General features: G+C 64.9%; 22 protein-coding genes. 17 read left to right on the top strand and 5 right to left on the bottom strand.

Annotation, left to right across the window (positions count from 1 at the left end; translation table 11 throughout):
- Positions 1-17 precede the first annotated feature (17 nt).
- From GAU_RS14535 to GAU_RS21130, 4 genes are all read left to right on the top strand, one after another.
- Positions 18-977 (top strand): GTP-binding protein, encoded by a 960-nt coding sequence (locus GAU_RS14535; RefSeq protein ID WP_015894644.1) that lies wholly within the window; start codon positions 18-20, stop codon positions 975-977.
- A 74-nt stretch (positions 978-1051) separates the two neighbouring features.
- Positions 1052-1207 (top strand): 50S ribosomal protein L33, encoded by a 156-nt coding sequence (gene rpmG, locus GAU_RS21940; RefSeq protein WP_015894643.1) that lies wholly within the window; start codon positions 1052-1054, stop codon positions 1205-1207.
- Positions 1204-2430: a GTP-binding protein gene (locus GAU_RS14530; protein ID WP_015894642.1), complete on the top strand. Its 1227-nt coding sequence runs from the start codon at positions 1204-1206 to the stop codon at positions 2428-2430. Before rpmG ends, GAU_RS14530 begins: the two co-directional genes overlap by 4 nt.
- A gap of 54 nt (positions 2431-2484) precedes the next feature.
- Positions 2485-4188, top strand: a complete 1704-nt coding sequence (locus GAU_RS21130) for a hypothetical protein (protein WP_052574472.1) — start codon at positions 2485-2487, stop codon at positions 4186-4188.
- 111 nt (positions 4189-4299) lie between these two features.
- Here GAU_RS21130 and GAU_RS21125 read toward each other — a convergent pair whose 3' ends face one another.
- Positions 4300-4860 (bottom strand): ZrgA family zinc uptake protein, encoded by a 561-nt coding sequence (locus GAU_RS21125; protein WP_015894640.1) that lies wholly within the window; start codon positions 4858-4860, stop codon positions 4300-4302.
- Between the two features lie 284 nt (positions 4861-5144).
- Between GAU_RS21125 and GAU_RS14515 the strand changes: the two genes are divergently transcribed.
- The 6 genes from GAU_RS14515 to GAU_RS14490 all read left to right on the top strand — a co-directional run bounded on the left by GAU_RS14515 (position 5145) and on the right by GAU_RS14490 (position 11558).
- A complete protein-coding gene (locus tag GAU_RS14515) occupies positions 5145-7292 on the top strand; it encodes a carbohydrate binding family 9 domain-containing protein (RefSeq protein ID WP_015894639.1) in 2148 nt (715 codons plus the stop codon).
- Between the two features lie 114 nt (positions 7293-7406).
- Positions 7407-7850 (top strand): hypothetical protein, encoded by a 444-nt coding sequence (locus GAU_RS14510; protein ID WP_156799055.1) that lies wholly within the window; start codon positions 7407-7409, stop codon positions 7848-7850.
- A gap of 279 nt (positions 7851-8129) precedes the next feature.
- Positions 8130-9071 carry an MbnP family copper-binding protein gene (locus GAU_RS14505; RefSeq protein WP_015894637.1) on the top strand — a complete coding sequence of 314 codons (942 nt, stop codon included), beginning with the start codon at positions 8130-8132 and terminating at the stop codon, positions 9069-9071.
- Positions 9072-9073: 2 nt separating this feature from the next.
- On the top strand, positions 9074-10342 hold the full coding sequence (locus tag GAU_RS14500) for a methanobactin export MATE transporter MbnM (RefSeq protein ID WP_015894636.1): 1269 nt from the start codon (positions 9074-9076) through the stop codon (positions 10340-10342).
- Complete coding sequence (locus GAU_RS14495) at positions 10339-10749, top strand: copper resistance CopC family protein (RefSeq protein WP_015894635.1); 411 nt, start codon at positions 10339-10341, stop codon at positions 10747-10749. The genes GAU_RS14500 and GAU_RS14495 overlap by 4 nt, the downstream gene beginning before the upstream one ends.
- Positions 10749-11558: a CopD family protein gene (locus GAU_RS14490; RefSeq protein ID WP_015894634.1), complete on the top strand. Its 810-nt coding sequence runs from the start codon at positions 10749-10751 to the stop codon at positions 11556-11558. Before GAU_RS14495 ends, GAU_RS14490 begins: the two co-directional genes overlap by 1 nt.
- Before the next feature lie 84 nt (positions 11559-11642).
- Here the strand turns inward: GAU_RS14490 and GAU_RS14485 are convergent, their stop codons facing one another.
- Complete coding sequence (locus tag GAU_RS14485) at positions 11643-11891, bottom strand: type B 50S ribosomal protein L31 (protein ID WP_015894633.1); 249 nt, start codon at positions 11889-11891, stop codon at positions 11643-11645.
- Between the two features lie 187 nt (positions 11892-12078).
- Positions 12079-13380: a hypothetical protein gene (locus GAU_RS14480; RefSeq protein ID WP_015894632.1), complete on the bottom strand. Its 1302-nt coding sequence runs from the start codon at positions 13378-13380 to the stop codon at positions 12079-12081.
- 70 nt (positions 13381-13450) lie between these two features.
- On the opposite strand from GAU_RS14480, the gene GAU_RS14475 reads away from it, so the two are divergent.
- From GAU_RS14475 to GAU_RS14450, 6 genes are all read left to right on the top strand, one after another.
- On the top strand, positions 13451-14125 hold the full coding sequence (locus GAU_RS14475; RefSeq protein WP_156799053.1) for a hypothetical protein: 675 nt from the start codon (positions 13451-13453) through the stop codon (positions 14123-14125).
- A gap of 137 nt (positions 14126-14262) precedes the next feature.
- The gene (locus GAU_RS14470; protein ID WP_015894630.1) at positions 14263-14877 is read left to right on the top strand and encodes an RNA polymerase sigma factor; all 615 of its coding nucleotides are present in this window, start codon (positions 14263-14265) and stop codon (positions 14875-14877) included.
- A 47-nt stretch (positions 14878-14924) separates the two neighbouring features.
- Positions 14925-15677: a hypothetical protein gene (locus GAU_RS22490; protein WP_015894629.1), complete on the top strand. Its 753-nt coding sequence runs from the start codon at positions 14925-14927 to the stop codon at positions 15675-15677.
- A 4-nt stretch (positions 15678-15681) separates the two neighbouring features.
- Positions 15682-17520, top strand: coding sequence for a HEAT repeat domain-containing protein (locus GAU_RS14460; RefSeq protein ID WP_015894628.1), 1839 nt, complete (start codon positions 15682-15684; stop codon positions 17518-17520).
- Positions 17517-18338 (top strand): HEAT repeat domain-containing protein, encoded by an 822-nt coding sequence (locus GAU_RS14455; protein WP_015894627.1) that lies wholly within the window; start codon positions 17517-17519, stop codon positions 18336-18338. Before GAU_RS14460 ends, GAU_RS14455 begins: the two co-directional genes overlap by 4 nt.
- A gap of 191 nt (positions 18339-18529) precedes the next feature.
- Positions 18530-19864, top strand: coding sequence for a M24 family metallopeptidase (locus GAU_RS14450; protein WP_156799052.1), 1335 nt, complete (start codon positions 18530-18532; stop codon positions 19862-19864).
- Positions 19865-19993: 129 nt separating this feature from the next.
- Here GAU_RS14450 and GAU_RS14445 read toward each other — a convergent pair whose 3' ends face one another.
- Together GAU_RS14445 and GAU_RS14440 are read right to left on the bottom strand one after the other, a co-directional pair.
- The gene (locus GAU_RS14445) at positions 19994-20452 is read right to left on the bottom strand and encodes an OsmC family protein (protein ID WP_015894625.1); all 459 of its coding nucleotides are present in this window, start codon (positions 20450-20452) and stop codon (positions 19994-19996) included.
- The gene (locus GAU_RS14440; RefSeq protein ID WP_015894624.1) at positions 20449-21354 is read right to left on the bottom strand and encodes a sulfurtransferase; all 906 of its coding nucleotides are present in this window, start codon (positions 21352-21354) and stop codon (positions 20449-20451) included. Before GAU_RS14440 ends, GAU_RS14445 begins: the two co-directional genes overlap by 4 nt.
- 203 nt (positions 21355-21557) lie before the next feature.
- Between GAU_RS14440 and GAU_RS14435 the strand changes: the two genes are divergently transcribed.
- Positions 21558-23480, top strand: coding sequence for an ankyrin repeat domain-containing protein (locus GAU_RS14435; protein ID WP_169307695.1), 1923 nt, complete (start codon positions 21558-21560; stop codon positions 23478-23480).

The raw sequence follows: 23480 nt of genomic DNA, 5'->3' as shown, positions 1-23480 counted from the left end.
GGTGGTGAGTGTTCGATATGATCCCCTTGGTTCTGCTGGCCGGATTCCTGGGCGCGGGGAAGACGCGCTTTCTCACGGAGTTGGTGCCGGCCTTGGCGGCGGGCGGGACCCGCGTGCGCATCGTGCTGAATGACTTCCGCGATGCCCGGATCGATGCATCGCGGTTGGCCGAGTTGAGTGCCTTGGTGACGCCACTCAACGGCGAGTGTGTGTGCTGCGGTTCGCTGCGGGAACTGCTCAACGTGTTGTATCAGGTGCCATCCGATCCCGGGAGCGTGATGTGCATCGAAGCCAATGGCGCGACCGAAACCGATGAACTGCTCGCCCACCTGACGGCCGACGCACGCCTGCGGCAGTTCACCTTGCCGCTGCAGATCACGGTCATCGACGCCACCCGCTGGCAGAAGCGCTGGTGGCACAACGGTCTCGAGCGGGCGCAGGTGAGCACAGCCACGCATGTCCATCTCAATTGGACCGCACGTGTGGGAGCCGATCGGCAGGCGCTGGTTCGGGGCGCCTTGCAGGAGCTCAACCCCCGCGCCGATCTCGTCACCGGAGTGGAGTTTGCTGGCTGGCTGAACGAACTGACCCAGCGGGTGGCTGGCAGCACGCAGCGTGACGTGTCGGGGATGGCGGCGATGCCTCGCAGTGACGTCGCCCATGCGCATGCACACCCATTTGGGGCGGCGTCGCTGGCGTTGCCGCCGATCGTCGACCGCGAGGCGTTCCGTCGGTTCGTCCATGAGTTGCCAGACGCCGTCGTGCGCGCCAAGGGCTTGGTGCGGTTCACCGATGCCCCGGAAAAGGTCTACGTCTGGAACAAGCTGCCCGGCCGGAAAGGACTGCGGCTCGATCACTCCAAGCCGCACGCCGACGCGCAGCCTACGGCCCTGTTCATCGGGGTCGGGCTACCGGTGAGTGATCTGGCAGAACAACTGAAGACCCTCACGGCTGAGCGCACCGTCGACGGGGGCTGAACCGAGGGTCTAAAGGTGACTTGAATATATGTTAATGATAGCTCATTATCATATAAACACTTCAAGGATCCTTGATGGCCAATACTCGGGTTCACGTGAAGCTCCGCTCCACGGAAAGCCACCACCTGTACGTCACCACCAAAAATCCGCGCTCCACGCCGCAACGGCTCGAGAAGCGGAAATACGATCCGGTTGTGAAGCGTCACGTCCTTTATCGGGAGTCCCGATGAACGGGCCGGTCCCCGACCGACGCTTGCCGGTCACAGTGCTCTCCGGGTTTCTCGGAGCAGGCAAGACCACGGTACTCAATCATGTGTTGGCCAACCGCGATGGACTGCGGGTCGCGGTCATTGTCAACGACATGAGCGAGATCAACATCGACGCGCAGTTGGTGCGTGGTGGAGAGGCCACACTCTCCCGGACGGAAGAAACACTGGTCGAGATGAGCAATGGGTGCATCTGCTGCACCCTGCGCGACGATCTCCTGCAGGAGGTGGCCCGTCTCGCTGCCGAAGAACGATTCGACTACCTGCTCATCGAGAGCACCGGGATTGGTGAACCGCTTCCCGTCGCGGCGACTTTCACATTCGAGACCGACGAGGGCTCCACGCTCTCGCATGTCGCACGACTCGATACGATGGTCACCGTGGTCGATAGTCATCGCTTTCGACACGACCTCGGCACGCTCGACGATCTGCGCGCGCGGCAGCTCGCGCTTGGAGACGATGACGAACGCACCATCCCCGACCTGCTCATCGACCAGGTGGAGTTCGCCAACGTCATCGTGCTGAACAAGATCGATCTCATCGGCCGCGACGAACTGGGTGAACTCGAAGCCCTGCTGCACCACCTCAATCCGGACGCGACGATCATCCACGCCGTTCGCGGGCGGGTGGAGCCCCAGGACCTGCTGGGCACCGGACGCTTCGACTTTGTCCGGGCCGAGGCGGCGCCTGGGTGGCAGAAGGAACTGGCCGGCGAACACGTCCCGGAGACCGAGGAGTACGGCATTGCCAGCTTCGTGTATCGCGCCAACAGGCCGTTCCATCCCGAGCGCCTGTGGACGAGGGTCGATGCCGGCCTGCCCGGTGTGCTGCGCGCCAAGGGGTTCTTCTGGGTGGCCTCCCAGCCCGAGCTGATGGGAAGTTGGTCTCAGGCCGGGCAACTGCTGCAGGTGAACCCGGCGGCCTACTGGAGCCCCGATCTCGGCACGCCGCGGCAGGAGCTGGCGATCATCGGACAACATCTGGATCGCGCCGGACTCACGGCCCTGCTCGATGACTGTCTGGTCAGCGTGGCCGACTTCGAGGCCGGTCCGGCGCGCTGGAGCGCCTTCCATGATCCTTTCCCGCAATGGGCCGAGCTCAATCAGGACGGCGAAGTCGATGACGATGACGGGGGAGACACGACCCAGGCCTTTCAGGAACTGTTTCGAGCCCCTCATACCACGTGACGGGTATCGAAAGTGCATTTGCAATTAGATCCCGTGGCTGACTATCGTTCCCTGATGCCAGTCAGCGCGCTGTTGCCCGCCAGTCTGGGCGCGCTCGTCATCGGCCCGCTGCTCAGCCGGTATGCCCGCTCCAGGCCGAGCGTGATTGCCTTTGTCGACGGCTTCATTGTCGTCTCGATCGGCGGACTGGTGCTGCTCGACGTGGTCCCCCACGCACTCGAGCATCGAGATCTGATCGCCATGCTGTGCATGGCTCTGGGCTATCTCGTGCCCGGCCTGGTCGAACGCATGCTGCAGTACGGTGTGCGCCAGACGCACACGGCGATTCTCGGGCTCGCCCTGCTTGGCGTGGCGGTGCATTCGGTTCTCGATGGCAGCGCGCTGGCACAATCGCACACGCAGCCGGGAAGCCTGCTGGGGTATGGGGTGTTGTTACACCAGATCCCGGTGGGACTCACGGTCTGGTGGGTGCTGCGCGATCGCGCGCGCCTGATGTCGTGGTTGGTGCTGCTGTTGATGGCCATCATGACCGTGGCCGGTTATGTGGCCGAACCCACCGTGCTTGCCTGGCTGCCGGATCGTGCGGCGCTGTGGTTCGAAGCGCTGGTCGGGGGCTCGTTGCTGCATGTCATCGGGCACGCCACCCACGAGCACGAGGAAGCCGAAGCGGAAACCGGCCATGCACACTCGCATGCCGACCATTCGCATCAACAGGTGCACGCGCACAGTCATGACCATGATGGCCACGCGCATAGCCACGAGCATGATCCTACCCATGCCGTGCCGACGGGCGATCTGGCCCGCGCCAGTGGCATCGGGTCGTTGCTCGGACTGGCCGTGCTCGTGGCGCTGCAACTGCTTGGCGGACGTGGCCACGACGAACAATCCGTGAGCATCGCGGATTCGTTGTGGGAGTTGACCCTGGCTGGTGCGCCGGCGGTGCTCTTTGCCTATGGTGCGATCGCGGTGTTGGCCACTGTGGAGCAGGTGCGCGGCCGCCCCGTCTTTGCGTGGGGACCGGGCTCGGTGCGCGTCAGTGATGTGCGCAGTGGCAATGGCGCACTGTCACTGGAGGCGGCGCTGCTTTCGGTTCCGTTGTTGGGTGTGGCGTTGGCGTTGATCCGACTCTTGCTGGCACAGGTGCTGACCACGCTGACGGCGCGCTCGGGTGTTGTGCCCGTGGAACGAATTGCAGTCGCCTCGCCTGAGCGACAGCAGCCCCATACAGCATGGATCTCCGCCGTGGAGTATTCAGCGCCCTGGATCATCGTCGGTCTCATGACGGCTGCCATACTTCCGCCGATCCTGGCAGAATCGTGGCTGACACGACTGCCGGCAGGCGTGGACGTGCTGGTGTTTGCGGTGTTTGGTGGGATCATCTGTGTGCATGCAGCGGCCTTGGTGCCTGTTGGCGCCGTGCTGATTGCTGCGGGTGTCTCTCCGGGCGCCGCACTGGCGCTATTGCTGCTTGGTGCGCTCCCCGATCTGCGTGCCTGGCTGCCGGTGGTGAGATCACGTGGGACCGCAGCGGCTGCGCGAGCGTGGGCAATTGCACCAACGATTGCGATCCTGGCAGGTCTGGCACTCAACGCGGCCGATGATCGCATACGCTCGGGGGCCTGGAGCGGGCTTTCAGCGGGGCCATCAAACGGGTTGACCCTGGCCGCAGCAGGTCTGGTGGCGCTGCTCTACGTGTGGGTGCTGGCGCGCCGCGGGATTCGTGGGTTTCTCGAGCCGTTGCACATATCCAACGGCTGAGTGTCGGTGTGCAATGGACGATGCAGCAAAGCGGCGACCCGATTGGATCGCCGCTTTTCATTTCCGATGGTCCGTGTGTGATACGAAGCGTGTGGCCTTTGCTCTCGCGCGTCAGGGAACGACCTGACCACGATCCCGACTGATGGTGGCACCGGTCTGCGCCGTATCGGACACCAGTTGCACCGACACACGATCAATGCCCGGAAACGCCGAGCTGATGCCGAAGCGCAGCGGCTTCCCCTGAGGCGCCACGCGGCAATTGATGGTATAGGACGCGACGACTTCCCCATGATCGCCCGATTCGTCGATGCGAACATTTTTCGCCGCGACCTGGCAGCCGAGCGACGGATCGAAGCGCAACAGTTTGGCGCCCTCGGTGCGCAGACGTGTGAAGATCTGTGTCTGCTTCGTGCGCTCCTCGGCCGTGCGGGCGGCATGTTCGAAGCCAAACAGATCTTCGCCAGTGGCGCGTAGTTCGGCTTGTCCCGTGCGCCCCTCCACGCCGACGATCAGCCGGGCTTCGCCGTGCACATGCTGCGCAGAGGCCGTCACCGGCAGGGCGATAGCGACGAGCAGGGCCGGCGCGCATCGCAGGGGGGATCGTGTGCCGCAGATGGCGGCCAGCCGCGAGGATATCGCTCCGGCCAAAGTGATGGCTGATGGCACCTGCATGAACTCTCCGCTGATGACTGGGGCTGATCGCTCGGCGCGCTGCCCGAGACGATCCGCCGTGAGGTGGTAGCGCGCCGAGTCTGGCGCGCCGCGCCTTGGAATATTATCGATATTGCAAGTGAATTCTCAACAACCCTTTTGCAATACACATGTCACGCGCCCGTTCGTGGGGGGACAAGGGATGCTGGATGCCCCTGCTGGTTGGGGTAGGGATGTCGGCCCACCTGTCTATGGGTGGGGTGCTCGAGGCGCAGTCGACATCAGGAGCCGCAGTTGCAGGGTCCATGGCCCGCACAGCGGTCCCATTACCCACCGACAAATCCCGGCGTCGGCTCACGGCACGCCGCACGACCACGCCCATTCTGGTCGACGGGCGCCTCGACGAACCGGCCTGGCTTACCGCGCCGGAGGCGCAGGCCTTCAGTCAGGTCCGCCCGGAGTTTGTCGCCGAGACGCGATACCCCAGCACGGTACGCATCCTGTTTGATCGGGATCATCTCTATGTGGGGGCATTCAATCACGACAGCGCCGGTCTGGCGGCGCTTCGCATGCAGGATCTCCGTCGCGATTTCGACAGCAACGAGAGCGATCTCTTTGGCGTCACACTCGGGCCGCTGGGTGACGGCCGCACGGCCTATCAGTTCCAGGTGAGTCCACTGGGATCGTTGGCCGATGTGCAGGCCTTCGACGGCGGGGATGTGGCCAACACCAATTGGGATGCGCTGTGGCGCGCCCGCACGACCCGTTCGGATTCCGGGTGGGTGGTGGAGATGGCGATTCCCTGGCGGTCGCTGCGGTACGCGCCGGGACGCGGTGAATGGGAGTTGAATCTCGTGCGTAATACCCGCCGAGCGCTGCAGTGGAGTGCGTGGGCGCCCTACCCGCGGCAGCTCTCGTCGTGGCGCCTGACGTATGCCGGGGTGCTCGATTCAGTCGCCCCACCACCGCCGCGCACCAACATCCGTGTGCGTCCGTATGTGCTCGCGCAAGGCACGCGGGACGGCGCCCTGCGCGAGCCTCGGCGTACCACGGGCGATGTCGGCGGTGAAGTCATCTGGGCGCCAACGGCCAACAGTGTCCTCGAGGGCACGCTCAATACCGACTCTGCACAAGCCGAGGTCGATCGGCAGGTCGTGAATCTCACCCGGTTCAATGTGTTCTTCCCCGAACAGCGGCAGTTTTTCCTGGAAAATGCCGATCTGTTGTCCGGTGGTGGGGTGAACGTGCGCTATGTGGTGCAGCCTTTCTTCACCCGACGCATCGGGCTGGCCGATGATGGTACTCCCATCCCGCTCGATGGTGGCGCGCGCTATGCCTATCGCACGGGGCGCACCACCGCAGGCGCCATGGTGATGCGTCAGCGGGGGCAGGGTGATCTTCCGGCGTCCACGTTCGGTGTTGCGCGCGCCAGTCGATTTTTCGGACGTTCCACGCGCGTTGCACTGCTGACCGCGTTGCGGCAGGACGATGCGATAGACAGCCCACTCACCGCGCGCGTTCAGGTGCGCAACAACGTGGTGACATCGCTCGATGCTGTCACCCGCATCGGGGAGCAGGTGCAGTTCAATGGCACCCTGTCCACGTCCACCGATTCAGGGCGCACCGGTGTCGCCGTCACCTGGTTTGCGAGTCGCACTTCGCCGTCGACGTACATGGGCTATGTCGGTGCGCTCGTCACGCGCGACTATGCACCACGCACGGGGTTTGTCTCACGCCCGAATGTGTTGATGTCGAGCCCCGCCGTGTCGTGGAATGCGCAGCCCGCGTGGCGGCCGCGAGGTGTGGTGTGGTTCAAGCCGGGCATCACCACCTACTTCTACCAGGATCCCGACAGTCGCCGTCTGCAGGAAGGCGTGATCTCCAGCTATGTGGAGGTCCTGCAGACCAATGGCGGCACAACGCGTCTCTATCATGAACTCGACCTGCAGCGTCCCGAGCAGGAGCTGATGCTGTTCCCCGGTGTGCGTACACCGGCCGGACGGCATGACTATCAGCGCGTGGGCATCGATGCGCGCAGTGATCAGAGTGCGCGGGCTACGGTCACCGGAAATCTCTCCACCGGCGGCTTCTTTGACGGCGCCCTCGATCGTGCGGCATTGACTGCGCGCTGGTCGCCCAACCCGTTCGTGGCGCTGCGCGGAAGTTATGAACTGAATCGGCTGCGTGATCTCGGGACCCGCGACAGCAGCTTCGTCACGCATCTCGCCGGGCCGGAACTGCGGGTGTTCGCGTCACCGCGTCTGCAGTGGAGTGCCTTCTACCAGTACAACACCGCGCAGGGCCGAGGCACGCTCAACACGCGCTTCAGTTGGGAATACCGCCCGCTGTCGTTTGTGCATGTGGTCTACAACGACCGGCAGCCGGTATCCGGATACACCGGTCCGGTAGCCCGGTCACTGCTGGTGAAGGTGAGCTGGCTGGGGCAGCTCTGAAGGTGCGTTCCCGACCCCGTCGCATCGGTGATGTCCGGACGGTATTGGGGGACCGGCCGTACGCCCCACGCGGCCACAATTGACAGCCCCTCCCGAAAGGGCATACGATTCTGCATGCGTCGGGGACAAGCGCGATGGGCAGGTTTCCTGCTGACTCTGGTTTGGATGGTGGCGCGACTGGCGCTGCCATTGCAGCCGTCGTGCCCGCATCACGCCTTGGCGAGCCTGTCGGACCCATCGGCGGCCGTGCTGCAAGTCGGCACCGATGGCGCAGGTGAAATCGATGGTGCTGATGCGCTGACGGCGCACCACGGCCACCATGAGTCCGGACACGGAACGGGCGCACCAACGGATCGCTCCGGGGCTCCAGAATGTGAATGCGCCGCCCACTGTTGTGGCGCCACCGCTCCGCAATTCCTGCTGTCGGCGCCCATTGCCTTCGTGGCATGGATCGATGCGCCGGAGGTACCGAAGGTCGAGTCGTCCCGGTATCAGGCCGTTGAGCGACCCGATGTCGCGCAGCCTCCGGCCACGGCACCACCGGCAGCGATCGGCTGACTGTTCACGGGCGGCGTCTCCTCCTGACGGAGGTTCGACGATCGTCTGCGATGTGACCGTTCAAGACCGCTGCACGACAGAGCCCCTGTTGGCTGGTCGCCAACAGTGCTGGGCCATCGGGCGCAGGATCGCCGGTCACTGACCGTTCCACCATTCGCGCTCTGGTTTGTCGGTCGCGCCTCACCTCGTGCTCCAGACACGTCGTGGGGCGTGGGCCGCCCGATGTCACCCGGCGACCATACGGCCGCCCGGCTCCGTGCATTTCACTCCGAGGCCTTCATGTCTGTTGTTGCCCTGGCCGCCGCGATGCTGCTGGCGACCACGCCCGCCGTTCCATCGGCGCCTGCCGCCGATTCCCTCATCCCGATCACCATTCGCCTGCAGGCGACCGTGGGTGATACGCCGTTCTCCTGCGGCAAGGAGTATCCGGGGATTGGCACCTCGGGGGCCACGATCACGGCCAGCGATTTCCGCTTCTACGTGCACAACGTGCGCCTCGTGACGGCCCGCGGTGATACCGTGCGTGCGGCCATGGCACCACGTTCGCCGTGGCAGGATCGGGAGATTGCGCTGCTGGATTTCGAAAACGGCACGGCCACCTGCGCCAACGGCACGCCGGAGACCAATCCGCAGATCACGGTGCTGGCACCGGCCGGTGAATATCAGGGGGTCGCGTTCACGGTGGGTGTGCCGTTTGCGCGCAATCATTCCGATATGGCCACACAGGGGCCGCCGCTTTCGCTGTCGCGTCTGTTCTGGTCGTGGAATGCCGGCTACAAGTTTCTGCGTGTGGACATGCGTGCCACGCGTCCCGACTCCGCCGCCACGGCGTGGGTGATTCATCTGGGCAGCACCGGATGCACGGGGGCGGCCGGGGCCAAGGCACCCACGTCCTGCTCTCATGGCAATCGCCCGGAAATCGCCCTCAGTGGGTTCAATCCGGCCCGCGACGTGATCGTGGCCGACCTCGCGGCCCTGCTGTCGCGCAGTGATGTGCGACGCAACCAGCCGCAGACCGCGATGGGGTGCATGGCGGCGCCCAATGACGCCGATTGTGGCGGGCTCTTTGCGTCGCTGAACCTGCCGCATCCCAACGCCACCGGTGCCGACACGCCCAAGTTCTTCCGCGTGGTGCGGGGCACGGCGACCGGCGCCGCCAATAGCGCAGGCTCCGGTCCGAACGGCACCGTGAACGGCATCGTGAACGGCGGCACGCGTTGATCGTGATGCGTTCCCCACGTTCCGGGGTCATCGGACTTACGGCATGCGCCGCTCTGGCCATCGCGGGATCGGCGGTCTTCCCGCCGGATGGCGCAGGGCTGAGTGCGCAGCCGCCGGCCGGTGGCGCACGGGCCGCGTCGGCCACGAAGCCGGCCGCTAAACCCGCAGCAACACCCGCAGCAAAACCGACCGTCAAACCGGCCGGGGCGGTCGCCTATCGCTGGGAGCTGCCCGCCGGTTTCCCAGAGCCGGTGGTGCCGGCCGACAATCCGATGACCCATGAAAAGGTGGCGCTGGGCCGTCACCTGTTCTACGACACGCGTCTGTCCGGCAACGGCACGTTCAGTTGTGCCAGTTGCCACCTGCAGTCGCGTGCCTTTGCCGACGCGCTCCCGCGCGCTGTCGGTTCCACCGGCGAGGTCCATCCCCGTGGCAGTATGGGACTCGCCAACATCGCCTACAGCCCGGCGCTCACATGGGCCAATCCGCTCATGCGGTCGCTGGAGCAGCAGGCGTTGGTGCCGATGTTCGGGGAGGATCCGGTGGAACTCGGACTCTCCGGGCAGGAGCAGCAGTTGCTCGCTCGCGTGCGGGAGGTGCCGCAGTACAAGGCCCTCTTTGCCGCAGCGTATCCCGGGAGCGGTGATCCCGTGTCGCTCGATCACATCGTGAAGGCGATTGCCAGCTTTCAGCGCACGATGATCAGTGGACGGTCACCCTACGATGCCTTCAAGCAGGGGCGTTCGGCGGCCATCAGCGCGTCGGCACGTCGGGGGGAAGAGCTCTTCTTCAGTGAGAAGACCGAGTGCTTCCATTGCCACGGCGGGTTCAACTTCACCGGCACCGTGAACTATGTGGGGAAGGGGTTCGTGGAGATCGAATTCCACAACACCGCGCTCTACAACATCGACGGACAGGGGAAGTATCCCGCACCGAATACCGGGGTAGAATCGGTGACGCATGAGGAGGAGGACATGGGGAAGTTCAAAGCCCCGAGCCTTCGCAACATCGCGGTCACGGCGCCCTACATGCACGACGGCAGCATCGCCACGCTGGAAGAGGTGATCGAGCACTACAACGCGGGTGGACGTACGGTGAAAAGTGGTCCAAACGCCGGTGTGGGTGCCGAGAGCCCGCTCAAGAGTGAGTTCATCAAGCCGATGGATCTCACTCCGCAGGAAAAGCGCGACCTGGTGGCCTTTCTTCGTTCCCTGACAGACAGCACGTTTCTGCGCGATCCGCGCTTCACCAATCCCTGGAGAACCCGATGACCCGCTTTGTCCGTTCCACGCTGCTGCGCCGCCTGGTGCCGGCGGTTGTCGTTGCCGCGGCGGTTGCCGCACCGATGGCGATGCGCGCCGACATGATCCCACACCTGCGTCTCAAGGCGTCGTTCCCGGCCAAGGACACCACGCTCACCACGGCGCCGCAGGATGTGAAGCTGTGGCTCAGCGAGCCGGCCGACATGGCGACGTCGAAGATCGCCGTGAAGAACGCCGCCGGTGCCGATGTGGCCACGGCCAAGCTCACGCGTGGCGTGCGCAGCGATGATCCGCTCGTCGCGAAGTTCACCACGGCGCCGGGCGACGGAAAGTACACGGTGACGTGGAAGGCGATGTCGGAAGACGGCCACGTGGTTGACGGCACGTACAGCTTCACCGTGAAGCTGGCCAAGTAATGGCCGATCTGACGACGGTCGCCAAGGTACTGTTGTTCGCCGGGGCGACCGTCGCCGTAGGTGAAGCCATGTTGCCGCCGCGAGTGTGCGCGTGTTGTCGCACACCGCGTGGGCGGGCGCTGTTGCGGGCCGGGGCGGTCGCGGCGCTGTTGCTGGCCCCGCTGCTGTGGTTGCAGGCGCAGCGATCGGCGCTCGAGTTGCCGTGGGCTGAGGTGTCGGCGCTGTTGAATGGCGGTTGGGGTCGTAACTGGACCAAGCTGCTGGCCGCGTGTCTGGTGACTGCGGTGGCACTGCCACGCCGTTTTGGACGTTTTTCGAGTCCGGTGTTGTGGGCCGGTGTGGTGGCCCTCGCGATCGCCATTGGTGGTCTGGGACACGCCAATGCCGGTGAATGGGTGGTCGCCGCGCGCGCGGTCGACGCCGCACACGTGCTGGCCATGGGCGCCTGGATCGGCGCGCTCGTGTTGGCCATTGCCGACGGCCCGAGCGACGATATCGGGGCGCGCTGGCGCCGCATGAGCGCCATTGCCACGATCGCGGCGCCATTGGCCGTGATCACCGGTGTGATGAGCAGCCTGCGGCTATTGGGTGCTTCATCGCCACGCGCGATTCTCTCCGCGCCGTATGGTCAGATGTTGCTCCTGAAGACGGTGTTGGTGCTGGTGATCCTCGCCTTCGGTGCGGCGCAGCGCCGCAACGTGCATGCGGTAGGTGTGCCTTCATCACGGGCGGTGCGGCTCGAGGTGATCCTGGCGACCGTGGTCATCGTGCTGACGGCGGTGCTGACAGGGAGTGAGCCACCGGAGTGATCGTCGGTGATGACGCACGATCGCAGATCCTGAAAAACAAAAGCCCCGCCAATAAGGCGGGGCTTTTGTGTGCGACGGCGGTGTTCAGCGGCCGTAGCGCTTCTTGAACTTGTCGACGCGACCCTGCGTGTCGATCAGGCGCTGCGTGCCCGTGTAGAACGGGTGCGAATCGCTCGTGATTTCGAGCAGGACCAGCGGATACTCGTTGCCGTCTTCCAGCTTGATCTTGGTGTCGCTCGTCATCGTCGAGCGGGTCAGGACCAGCGCGCCCGTGGAGGCGTCCTTGAAGACGACCGGGTGGTACGGCGGGTGAATGCCATCTTTGGCCATCATAACTCCAGCGTGCGCCACCATTTCCGGCGGTGAGCGCGTTCTTGAATGGGGTGACCGGAAGGCTGCCCCAAGGCGGCCCAGCCGGCTCGCACACGGCGAGAGCCTGAATAGATGATGGAATCGGGGAACGGAGTCAACCTCCCCGGTCCCGCACGCTGCTGGCGGGCCAAGCCCACAGGCAGCGTGCTCAGGGCTCCGACCGCCGGATGACGTCCCCGTACCCTCCCAGGGTGCCATCGGCCGACGCCTGGAGAATCGGCAGGATCGGGCTGGTCAGTTGGGTCATCATGAACTGGGAGCGGGCCACCCCAAAACCGCCGGTCACCGACCGGATGAACCGGGCGGCGGTGTCCACCGGCATCGCCGCCACATTGGCGTAAAACCGCGCCCATTCGTCGCCCTGCTGGAAGAGATACTGCTCCACATTGCTGGTATAGAACACCTGCACCCGGGCGTCTCGCTCCCGCAGCCAGGTGCCAACGCGCTGCAAGGCATGGGGGCCGGCAAAGTTGCCCACCACCGGCACAATCAGATTCCGGCGCTGCATGTCGCGCACGCGCTGGTACGCACGCTCCGTACCCAGAAAGCCCAGATTTTCGCCAGCCTGGTCGGTCGCTTCGGCCACTTCGGCGAAGCTGGGCATGCGCCGGAATCCGCCGCGCCCGAACCCGCCACCCAGTGTGCTGCCACTGGAGTAATTGAGTTCCGGCCCACTGTTGGCGAACACCCCATCGATGTAGCGCAGCGTGGCCCGGTCGCTCGAATCGAGCGGAATGCCGCGTCCGCGAATCAGGTGGGCCTCCACTTCGGCGTACGTCCGGCGGAAGTAGACCGTGTCCATCGGCGTGCGCATGAGGCGCGCAATCAACGAGTCGGCGCGCCAGGTGGTGGATGGCGTGCTGCCAGCCGCCAGCGGACGGGCGAATAGCCGCGCCAGGAATTCGGCCCGCGTCGGCGAGAGTTCAAAGACGGCCTTGTACCAGAGATGCTGCAGCAGGTTCTGTCGGCGGATGTCGACGATGAACGCGATGCGGGGCTCGAGTGCCGCGATGTAGGTGAAATTCTGCTCGGGACCCACGCCCAGATACACACTGCCTGGCGGCGCGGTGAGACGGAGCCGAGCCACCACATGCTGCAGACCCAGTTCATTGGAGACGAAGTTCTCCGACCGGAAATAGCCGCCGGGTTCGGAGAACTCCTGGATCATGCGCCACCAGATGCTATCAGGGAGTTGTTCGGGCAGTCGGGCGGACCCCACCGGACTGGCGAGGGGCGCGAGCTGTTCGCTGACGCCCGCCTGAAGAGCCGTCGGCGGCGTATTTGGCTGCGCGATCGGCGCGGTGCGGCATCCCGCCATGAGCAGGCACACCGCCGGCAGCATACCAAAACGGTTCGAAGCCCTGTGCATCGTCTGGCCGTCGAGGTTGGAGTGAATCGCGGTACCATTCGGATGATGCCCATGCAGGGCGTCGCCGCGCCACAGGCACATGTTGCCGAAACCCTTCCACGGAGGGATCGTACGGACAGTGCCCCCTTTCGTCCGCCCTATCGACGCCCCGATGCCAGCTTTCCAGCCCGCTCCACCACCGGCTCCTCCTGCACCGCAGCCCATCGAGTTCCCGGTCACGATCCAGCAGCCGGGGGCCGTCGGCGCCCAAGAGGTTTACGAAGGGATGGTGGCGCAGCGAAAGGAGCTCCGCAATCAGCTCGACCGCCTCGAAGACCAGCGGCGGGATCTGTCCAACGAGCTGCGGTCGGAGAACATCACGACGTCCGATCGGACGGGTGTCGAGGCCCGACTGAAAGAGACCGACGCCCGTATCTCGTCGGTGGAAGGCCAGATCGCGCAGGCCGACCTGGCCGTGGCCAAGGCGGCCGCCATTCCCGGCGCGATCGTGGAGCGTCCTCCGATCCAGCGCGATGGCCCGCCCGAAGAGCTGGTCGCCATCCCGATCGTCTTCATCATGTTCGTGCTGGGACCGCTCGCCATTGCGTACGCGCGACGCATCTGGAAGCGGGGCGCCACCGTGATTGCGCCGGTGCCGCGCGAAGTGCACGACCGCCTGGACCAGATGGCACAGTCCATCGAATCCATTGCCATCGAGACCGAACGTATCGGGGAAGGACAGCGCTTCCTCACGCGGGTCATGAGCGAGCAGAACCGCCTGGGTGCCGGCCCCGCCCAACCCATTGCTGTTCCCGTCGCCGAGCACGAGCAGGTCAAGCGCGGCTGATGACCCCGCCGGGGGCCGGGATTCGGCTGGATCCGGCCCCGACAAATGCCATGCAACCCTTTGGCGGTCACCCCTGTCTTTGAGGCGCACATGCATGCGCACCGATTCGACGACCGCCACTTTCCACTGACGCACCTGTGACCGATACCGAGTTGATCGACCGCCTCAAGGCCGGCGATCACGGGGCGGAACGGGACTTCTACGAGCGCCACGTGGACCGGGTATACCGTCTCATCCTTCGGATGAGTGGTCGGCCCGAGCTTGCCCAGGAGTGGACCCAGGACACGTTCCTGCGGGCGTTCAGTCGCATCGAGCAGTTCCGGGGAGACTCGGCCCTCTCGAGCTGGCTGCACGTGATCGCCGTGTCGATCACGCTGAACGGGCTCCGCACCCACAAGCGCCGCGAGGCGTTTGCCGCGCCCCTGGAAGAAGCCACCACGGTGGCGCGATGGTCCGGCGAAAGTGATCCCGATCTGAAGGTCCGCCTTCGGGCGGCGATCGCGGCACTTCCCGACGGCACCCGGCGTGTGTTCGTGATGCATGACGTGGAAGGGTTCACGCACGAGGAGATTGGCGAAGCACTCGGTGTCGCGGTCGGCACCAGCAAGTCCCAACTCTTCCGTGCCCGCGAAAAACTGCGCGTGGCGTTGGCCGCGTTTGCGCCTTCGGCTTCGATGGGTTCACCCGTCACGGCCTCCGCCATGACGACGTCCGTCCGGACGTCTTCGCAGATCGGCAAGGAGTCAGCATGACAGATCATTCAAACACCCCAGAACACCCATCGGACGAGGAGGAACGCATGATCAGCGACACCCCTCTCGATCCATGGATGCTCGATCTCGCGCGGCGGGCGGTCGATGAGCTCGACGCCGATGTGGTGGTGCCGCGGGAGATGATGTGGGCGCGCATCGCCAAGGCGCGCCAGGCCGGCGAAGAATCGACGACACCGGTGGCGGCCTCCTTTGCATCGGTGGCTGCAGCCACCACAGCATCGGTGTCCCCGATCCGCCGTCCGTCACGATGGACGCGGTGGACTGCGCAGGTGGCCGCGGTGGCCGCCGTGCTGGTGGCCGGTGTGGCTATCGGTCGCTACGCGGTGCCGGCTTCGAATGTCGGAGCATCCACCGGCACGGACAGCGTGGCGGCGGCGCCAAGTCTTGGCCCCGAAGCGCTGGCCGCGATGCCCCGCAGCAATGACCCGAGTTTCGTGGCGATGCAGGAGCATCTCGCGACGACGGTCTCGCTGCTCACCGTGGTGCGCGACGATGACGCTCCGGCCACGGCCGATGCCGATCACACTCAGCGGGCGCGTGATCTGCTGATCACCACCCGACTGTTACTCGATCAACCGCAGTTGCGCGATGAACGGACGCGGCGGCTGCTGCAGGATCTCGAACTGGTGTTGCTGCAGGTCATCCAAGCGCGTGGATCCGCGCCGGAAACACAGCTCGCACCGAAGGAAACGATGCGCGAAACCAATCTGCTCACGCGAGTGCGTGCGCTTGTCGCGGCGTCGGCGCAGGCTGGCGACGTGGTCTACGGAGGAGACTGAACACATGGCACAGGATCGTATCTCGCTCGCCCTGACGCGCCGCACCGCTGCCCGTCTGACCATGCTGCTGCTGGTGAGCGGCGTGTCCGCCGACCTGCTCGGCGCCCAGTCGGGCGGACGCGTGGCACCACGTCCCGCGACCCCGAAGGCTCCCGTCGCGGCACCGGAGCCGATGACGGCGCCGACGCCGCCCAAGCCGGCCCGGGCTGCTGATGATTTTTATGATCTCGACTATCACATGGCCGAACTGCAGGCCAAGCGCTCGACGTTGATGCACCTCGACGCGGCGCGCATGGCCGCAGCCAGCGCGAAGATGGCGGCGGCGGGTGAACGCCTCGCGGTCGAAGTCGCGGCCAACGTGGCAGGTGTCGCCGCGCTGGCACCGCTGGCGGCACTGCAGGATGAACTCACTGGCGGCTTTGGCATCAACTGGAGCAAGAGCCAGCGCGGTTACCGCACCGAAGCGCCCGAGCCGTGGGCGACGCAGGACATGGCGGATTCGCTGTATCGCGAAGGCCGCAAGGCGCTCTCGGGTGATGCCTATCGCAAGGCGGCGGATATCTTCCGCTCCATTCGCGACCGCTACCCGAAGAGCAGCTACGCACCGGACGCGCCGTACTGGGAAGCGTTTGCCCTGCAGCGCCTGGGTGGTGAAGCCAATCAGCGTGCCGCACTCGAAGCACTGGCCTATCAGCAGCGCGAGTATCCGAAAGCGGCCACGCGCGGTGATGCCTCTTCGTTGAGTGCGCGCATCGAAGGGGTGCTCGGTCGACGCGATGCGACGATCGCCAACACGCTGGCGAGTCGTGCACAGAGTGCCACCGATGGCTGCCCCAGCGCGAAGGACGACGAGCGGGTGGATGCGCTCAACGCCGTGACGCAGATGGACGCCGAACGTGCCATGCCGATCCTGCGCAAGGTGCTGGCCCGTCGTGAGCCATGCACGCAGCAGCTACGCCGCAGCGCCGTGTGGTTGGTGGCCTCGCGCAAGCAGCCCGAGTCGGCCAGCATTCTGCTGAACGTGGCGCGTACCGATCCCGACAAGGAAGTGCGTGAGCAGGCCGTGTTCTGGATGGCCAACGTCCAGAGCGAAGAGTCCACGAACATGCTGGTGGAACTCTCCAAGACCGGTGACGATCTCGAGCTCCGCAAGCGCGCCATCTACGCGCTGTCGCGGTCCAAGTCGGCCAAGGCGGCCAGCACGCTGCGCGAAATCGTGCTCGACACCAAAGAACCGGAAGACCTGCGCGGTGAAGCACTCAACTGGTATCTCGGCAGCAGCGCGTTCGCCGGTGGCGAAGATACGATGGGCTTCCTGAAGGATGTTTTCGGTCGCGCCGACGGCATGCGCTTCCGCAGCCGCGTGCTCTCCTCGATTGCGGCACGCCGCACCGACGATTCACGCAACTTCCTGGTGAGCGTCGCGATCAATGAACGGGAATCGCTCGATGTGCGTCGCTCGGCGGTCAGCAACATTTCGTCCAGCAGCACTTGGCGCCTGCCTGTGCGTACCGTCACCACCAGCAGCTCGGGCCAGTCAGTGCGGACCGAGGTGACGGCGTCGAGCAGCGGTCAGCAGTTGGCCGGTGTCACGCCGGCGCAGCAGGCGGCGGCCGCCGCCACCGCTCTCGCTACGGTGTTCGACAAGGCCACGGATCTCGATATCCGTCGCTCGGCGCTGTCGTCGCTGGCCAACATGCGTGAGAATGCGGGCGTGGAGAAAATGATCGACGTGGCGCGCAACGAGAAGAATCTCCAGTTGCGCCGCGATGCCGTGAGCATGCTCTCACGCATGAAGGATCCGCGTGCCATGGCGCTACTGCAGGAGATCATCGACCGATGAATCATCAGCGATCGCTCACGACATCGTGGGCGCTCGCGGTGAGTCTCCTCGCGAGCATCGGCGGCAGTACTACAGCGCAGGCGCAGTCGGCAGCATCCCGCATCGACGCGGTCACCAATGGCACGGTGCGGTTGAGCTACGCGGCAGGACAGGGCGTGTGTGGCAATGGCCCCAACTGGTCTCGCACACGTGATGGTCGGAGCGGCACGTTCTATGGTTCGTGGAACGGTTCCTCCGAAAGCCTGCGGGAAATCGAAACCACCTGCGAGCGTGGTCCGGTGCGGGTGGTGATCGTGCGGGAGCAGGGCGACACCAAGGCCATTCGCATCTACGTGGGTGGCCGCTGGAAGTCCGACACAGGCTACACCGACCTCGGCACCGTGTCCGCCGTGGATGCGGGTGGCTGGCTTCTCCGGCTGGCCGAGCGTGGCCCGGTGAAGGTGGCCCGCAGTGCGCTGCAGGCCGCCATCCTCACGGATTCGGTGCAGGCCAGTCAGATCCTCCTGCGCATCGCACGCGATGATTCGCGTCCGCAGGATGTGCGCAACGCGGCCGTGAACTGGCTCGGGGAAGTGGTGGGTGAACGGGTGTCGGCCACGCTCGACTCGATCGCCTACGAACCCGGTGATCGCGAGATCCGGCGCACCGCGATTCACACGCTCGGCCGTCGCCCCAAGGAAGAGGCGATTCCGGCGCTGCAGAAGATGGCCGAGACGTTGCCGGACCGGGAGCTCCGTCGCACGGCGGTGATGGCGCTGGCCCAGACCCGCGACAGCCAGGCCATCGCCTGGCTCGAAAAGCGCCTGCAGAGCCGGTAGCAGGAGGGGAACAGCGGGGGGAACACAGATCACACAAAAACAGAACGGATTGCGCACAGATACAGCGGAACATCTGTGGTTTTCATCTGTTTGTTTTTGTGTGATCTGTGTTCCCCCCGCTGTTTTTTGTTGGCGAATGTTGCGGAATCCGGCCGCGGAACGATTTTGAGCGGGTCCCCAACCCGCCGAACATGGACTCGCTTGCTGTACGATGGACCCGGAACGCGCTGATCGCCTGTGGTGTGCTTGCTGCCGGCACGTTGTCGGCACAACCGGCTGCCGAACCAGCCAAGGTGCGCTGGGAGCGCCAATGCCAGATCCGGCGCGACAAGTTCGACCGCATCCTGCCCTCGGCCATGCGCGACAATGGCGTGGATATGTGGCTGGTCATGCAGAAGGAGAACCAATTCGATCCGATGTACGAGGACCTCGGTCGCGGCTACGTGGGCAGTGTCGGGTACTACATCTTCACCGACCGAGGCGGCGATCGCATTGAACGGGTGGCCATTGGCGCCAGTGGTGGGCTGCTCGAGGGGTGCAATGTGTACGATCAGGTGCGTGGGTTCGCACCACTCAAGGCGTTCATCGCCGAGCGCAATCCGAAGCGCATTGCGGTGAACATGTCGGAGGAAGTGGGTGCTGCCGACGGTCTGTCCAAAACGAGCTACGATCGGCTCGTGAAGGAGATCGGCCCCGACTTCGCCTCGCGCATCGTGAGCGCCGAGAAGGTGGTCAGCGATTTTCGCTCGGGCTTCACGGTCTCGCAGCTCGTGGCATTCGGTGAAGCCGGCGAGATCTCACGTCGCATTGCCGAGCGCGCGCTGAGCAACGAAGTGGTGGTGCCCGGTGTGACGACGCTGGAAGATGTGGCGTGGTGGATGATGGATCAGCTTCAGCAGCGTGGGCTGGGCTCCAGTTTCGACATGCCCAGTGTGTACATCACCGGCCCCAAGGGCATCGAAGCCACCAGCAACGGTCGCATCATCCAGCGTGGCGATCTGCTCATCATCGATTGGGGCGTTGGGTATCTGAATACCTGGACCGACGTGAAGCGCATGTCGTATGTGCTCAAGGCCGGTGAAACGGCAGTGCCCAAAGGCATTCAGACCGCGTTCGACAACGCACTCAAGGTGCGGGACATCATTCGACGCACCATCCGTCCGGGCCCCACCGCCGCGACCATGATGGAGCAGTTGCGTGGCGAGATCGTGAAGGGTGGCTTCCGCATGCAGGGCACCTTCAATGAGGTGACCAACGATGGTCAGGTGGAAGTGATGATCGGTTGCCACTCGGTGGGCGATCGGGGGCATGGCAGCGGACCGAGTATTGCCGCGTTCAATCCGCGGCAGATGACGTTCAATATCAAGCCGTTCAATCCGTTCAGTATCGAACTCTTTGCCTGGACGCCAAACCCCGAGTGGGGTGGTGCCAAGGTGCGCATCCCGCTCGAAGATGATGCCATCGTCACCGAACGTGGCGTGGAATGGCTCTACCCGGTGAATCAGCGCATTGGTCTCATCAAGTAACCGAATCAGACAACACCCAAAAGACCAAGGGCGGCTCTCTGGTGATTGAGAAGCCGCCCTTTGCTTTTGTTGTTGACCTATCACTTGCAACCTACGGCTTACTACTCATCGCCTACAACCCGCTTCCTGTCACGCGTTCAGCTGCAATTCCCACGTGATCGGCATATTGGGATCGAGGCTGTCCCGCACACTGCAGTACTTCGTGACCGCCAGCTCGATAGCCCGCAAGGCATGCTCCTTCTCGATGCCAGCTCCCTTGATCTGGTACACGAGATGAATTCTGGTCACACGCCCCGGCACGCCGGCAAACCGCTCGCCTTCGATATCCACGTTGAACGCCTCGACCGGCGTGCGGCGCTTGGCCAGAATGTCCACCACATCCACTCCCGTGCACGCACCGAGTGCGCAGAGCAGGGTGTCCACCGGCGACGGGCCTGTCTTGCCGCTGGCGTCCATGCGAATGCTCGGGCTGCCCGACTGGCGGGTGCCATCGAAACGATGCTCGCCATCCCACGCCACCGACACTTTGGCCGGCGGCTTGGTCGGTGCGACCGTCGTGGTGGTGTCCTTCAGCGATTCCGCACTCATGGTGTTTCTCCCTTGCGAATGGGAGCGCGAACGGCGTTACCCCACTCCGTCCACGATCCGTCGTAGTTGCGCACGTTGTCGAAGCCCAGCAGGTACGTCAGTACAAACCACGTATGGCTCGAACGCTCGCCGATGCGGCAGTAGGTGACCACCGCCGCCTTCGGGGAAAGGCCGAGCTCACCCTCGTACAGCGCCCGCAAGGCGTCGGCGCTCTTGAAGCTGCCGTCGGCGTCGGCTGCCTTGGCCCATGGCATGCTGCGTGCGCCCGGAATGTGACCACCACGCAGTGTGCCTTCCTGCGGATAGTCGGGCATGTGCAGCTTCTCCCCCGTGTACTCCTGCGGTGAGCGCACGTCCACCATGGGGCCACCGGCTTCCATGTGTGCCTTGGTCTCGCCGAAGTAGGCACGGATGCGCGTGTCGTTGCGTTCGCCGGCCACGTAGGCCGTGGGAGCAAATATCGGCACATCGGTGGTGGTGGGCCGGTTCTCGGCGATCCATTTGGCGCGGCCGCCATCAAGCACGACCGCGTTGTCGAAGCCGAACAACTGGAACACCCAGAACGCATAGGTGGCCCACCAGTTGTTCTTGTCGCCGTAGAACACCACGGTGGTTGTGTCGTCGATGCCCTTGCTGCGCAGCAACTGCTCGAAGGCGGCACGCGCGATGTAGTCGCGCTCGACCTGATCGTTCAGATCGATGTGCCAATCGAGTTTCTGCGCACCGGGAATGTGCTCCACGCTGTAGAGCAGCACATCCTCATTGCATTCGAGGAGGCGCAGCGACGGATGGTCGAGATGGGCGGCGAGCCACTCGGTGCTCACGAGCCGCTCGGGATGGGCATACCCCTTGGCCACAATGGCCGGATCGGGGTGCCCCGGAAGACTGGCGACAGGAGACATCCCTGAACGCTAAGCCCTGCATGGCTTGGGGCAACGCCCGCCCCGGTCGAAACCCGTGTTTGGCGGTCAGCACAGCGCGGGCCGGAAGAATTCCCGATATTGCCATGTGCACATCGGGGTGGCAGCGTCTTGGGGTCGCGCGTCCCCATATCCCGGAATCCGACCGGCCGCGCGCTAACGCACGAACACCTACCGAGCTTTCGATGGCTGACCTGACGCGCTTCATCCCGTGGACCATGGTGTTGCTCGGTGGCTCGATGCTGTTCGACGGATCCGCGGGTGGGGCACCACCTCGCGCGGTTCCGCCTCGCGCGCCCGCCATACTGCCGCACGAGGACATCCGCGAGTCGGTGGGCAAGGTGATCCCGCTCATGCAGCGCTCGGCCGATATCTGGTTCGAGAAGCGCGCCTGTGGTTCCTGCCACCATCAGGGGGTGGGCACGCTATCCATGGCCATGTTGCGGGAGCGCGGCTTCCCGGTGGATACGGCGTGGATGCGTTCGCAGGTCGAGCGGACCGTGCGGCAGTCGGCCAACTGGCAAGAGAGGGTGGTGGCCCGGGAGATGAGCATCAATCAGGCCATCGGGCAGAACTATCGCATGGTCGGGATCGTGGCCGCCGGCTACCCCAGCACGGATCTGTCGCGCGCGGTCGCGTACCTCATTGCTGGCGAGCAGCACGCCAGCGGCCGGTGGATGTCGATCTCTCGGCGTCCGCCGCTGGAAGATTCCGAAGTCACGGCCACCGCGTTGTCGTTGCGCACCCTGTCACTGGTGCCACTGCCTGGCCGTGAGCGCGAGGTGGCCACACGCATGCGCCGTGGTCGGGCTTGGCTTGCCGGGCACACGCCCGTGTCCACGGAAGAGCGCGTGATGCAACTGCTGGGTCTCGGGTGGACGGGTGGCACATCCCGTGAGTTGCAGCCATACGCCAAGGCGCTGTTGGCGGAGCAACGCGCGGACGGCGGGTGGTCACAGGTGCCCACGCGCAACTCTGACGCGTATGCAACAGGGCAGGTGCTTACCGTGCTCATGCAGGTCGCCCGTGTGCCGGCAGCGGATGCGCGGGTACAGCGCGGACTCAAGTTTTTGCTTTCAACGCAGCAAGACGATGGCACATGGCGTGTGCCGACCACGCGCACGTTGCAGGCGGGGCTGCCGTACTTCGAATCGGGATTCCCGCACGGCAAAGATCAGTTCATTTCGTACGCCGGTACGGCGTGGGCCGTCATGGCGATGGTGTCGTCGTTGCAAGACGAGCCGACGCGCGCGTTGATGGGCCGTCCACTGCGCACGTTCTCAGTGGCGGCGGATACGGTACCTGATGGCCTCACGCCGCTGCACCGGGCGGCGATGTTCAGCAGCATGGCGGAGATGCGCGCGCTGATGGCGAAGGGCGCCGATGTGAATGCGGCATCGCCCATGGGTGTCACACCGCTCATGGCTGCGGTGCACGACGTGGCCAAGTTGCGCGTGTTGCTCGATGCCGGTGCCGATATGGAAGCTGCGACCAAGCAGGGACACACGGCGCTGCAGCTCGCTGCGGCGCATGCCAATGGTGGCGAGAGCGCGAGGCTGTTGCTGGCCAAGGGCGCGAAGGTGGATCGTGCGCTCACCATGTCGAACGCCGCCAAGACGACGGCGCTGAGCTACGCCATCTCGCGCGGTGACACATTGCTGGCCGCGATGATGCTGGCGCGCGGTGCCGACATTCAGGGCACGTCGGCCAGCAAGGAGACGCCGCTCATGGCCGCGACGTGGCACGCCGACTCGGTGGGAGCAGACTGGCTGTTGCGTCACGGTGCGTTGCCGGATGATGGTGTGCCGCCCGGACTGAACGGCCCACCAACGCCACTCATGATTGCGGCCGAAGACGGAGCGACCGGTGTATTGCAGGTCTTGTTGCGGCGCGGCGCGAATGTGCAGATCGCCGATGAGCAGCAGTTCACGGCGCTGCATTTTGCCGCCGGTGCCCCCGATCGTGGATCGCCGGCCATCATCGAGGCATTGTTGGCTGGGGGCGCACGCGCCGATGCCAAGTCCAAGAATGGTGAGATCCCCGCGGCCGTGGCGCAGCGCTACGGCAAGGCGTGGGCCGCGCAGCGGCTCGGGGGCACGCCTCGCTGA

It is taken from the genome of Gemmatimonas aurantiaca T-27, assembly GCF_000010305.1.
In the GTDB taxonomy this organism is placed as follows: Bacteria; Gemmatimonadota; Gemmatimonadetes; order Gemmatimonadales; family Gemmatimonadaceae; genus Gemmatimonas; species Gemmatimonas aurantiaca.
Note: the sequence above shows the minus strand (reverse complement) of the source record. Positions and strands in the feature narration are given on the sequence as shown.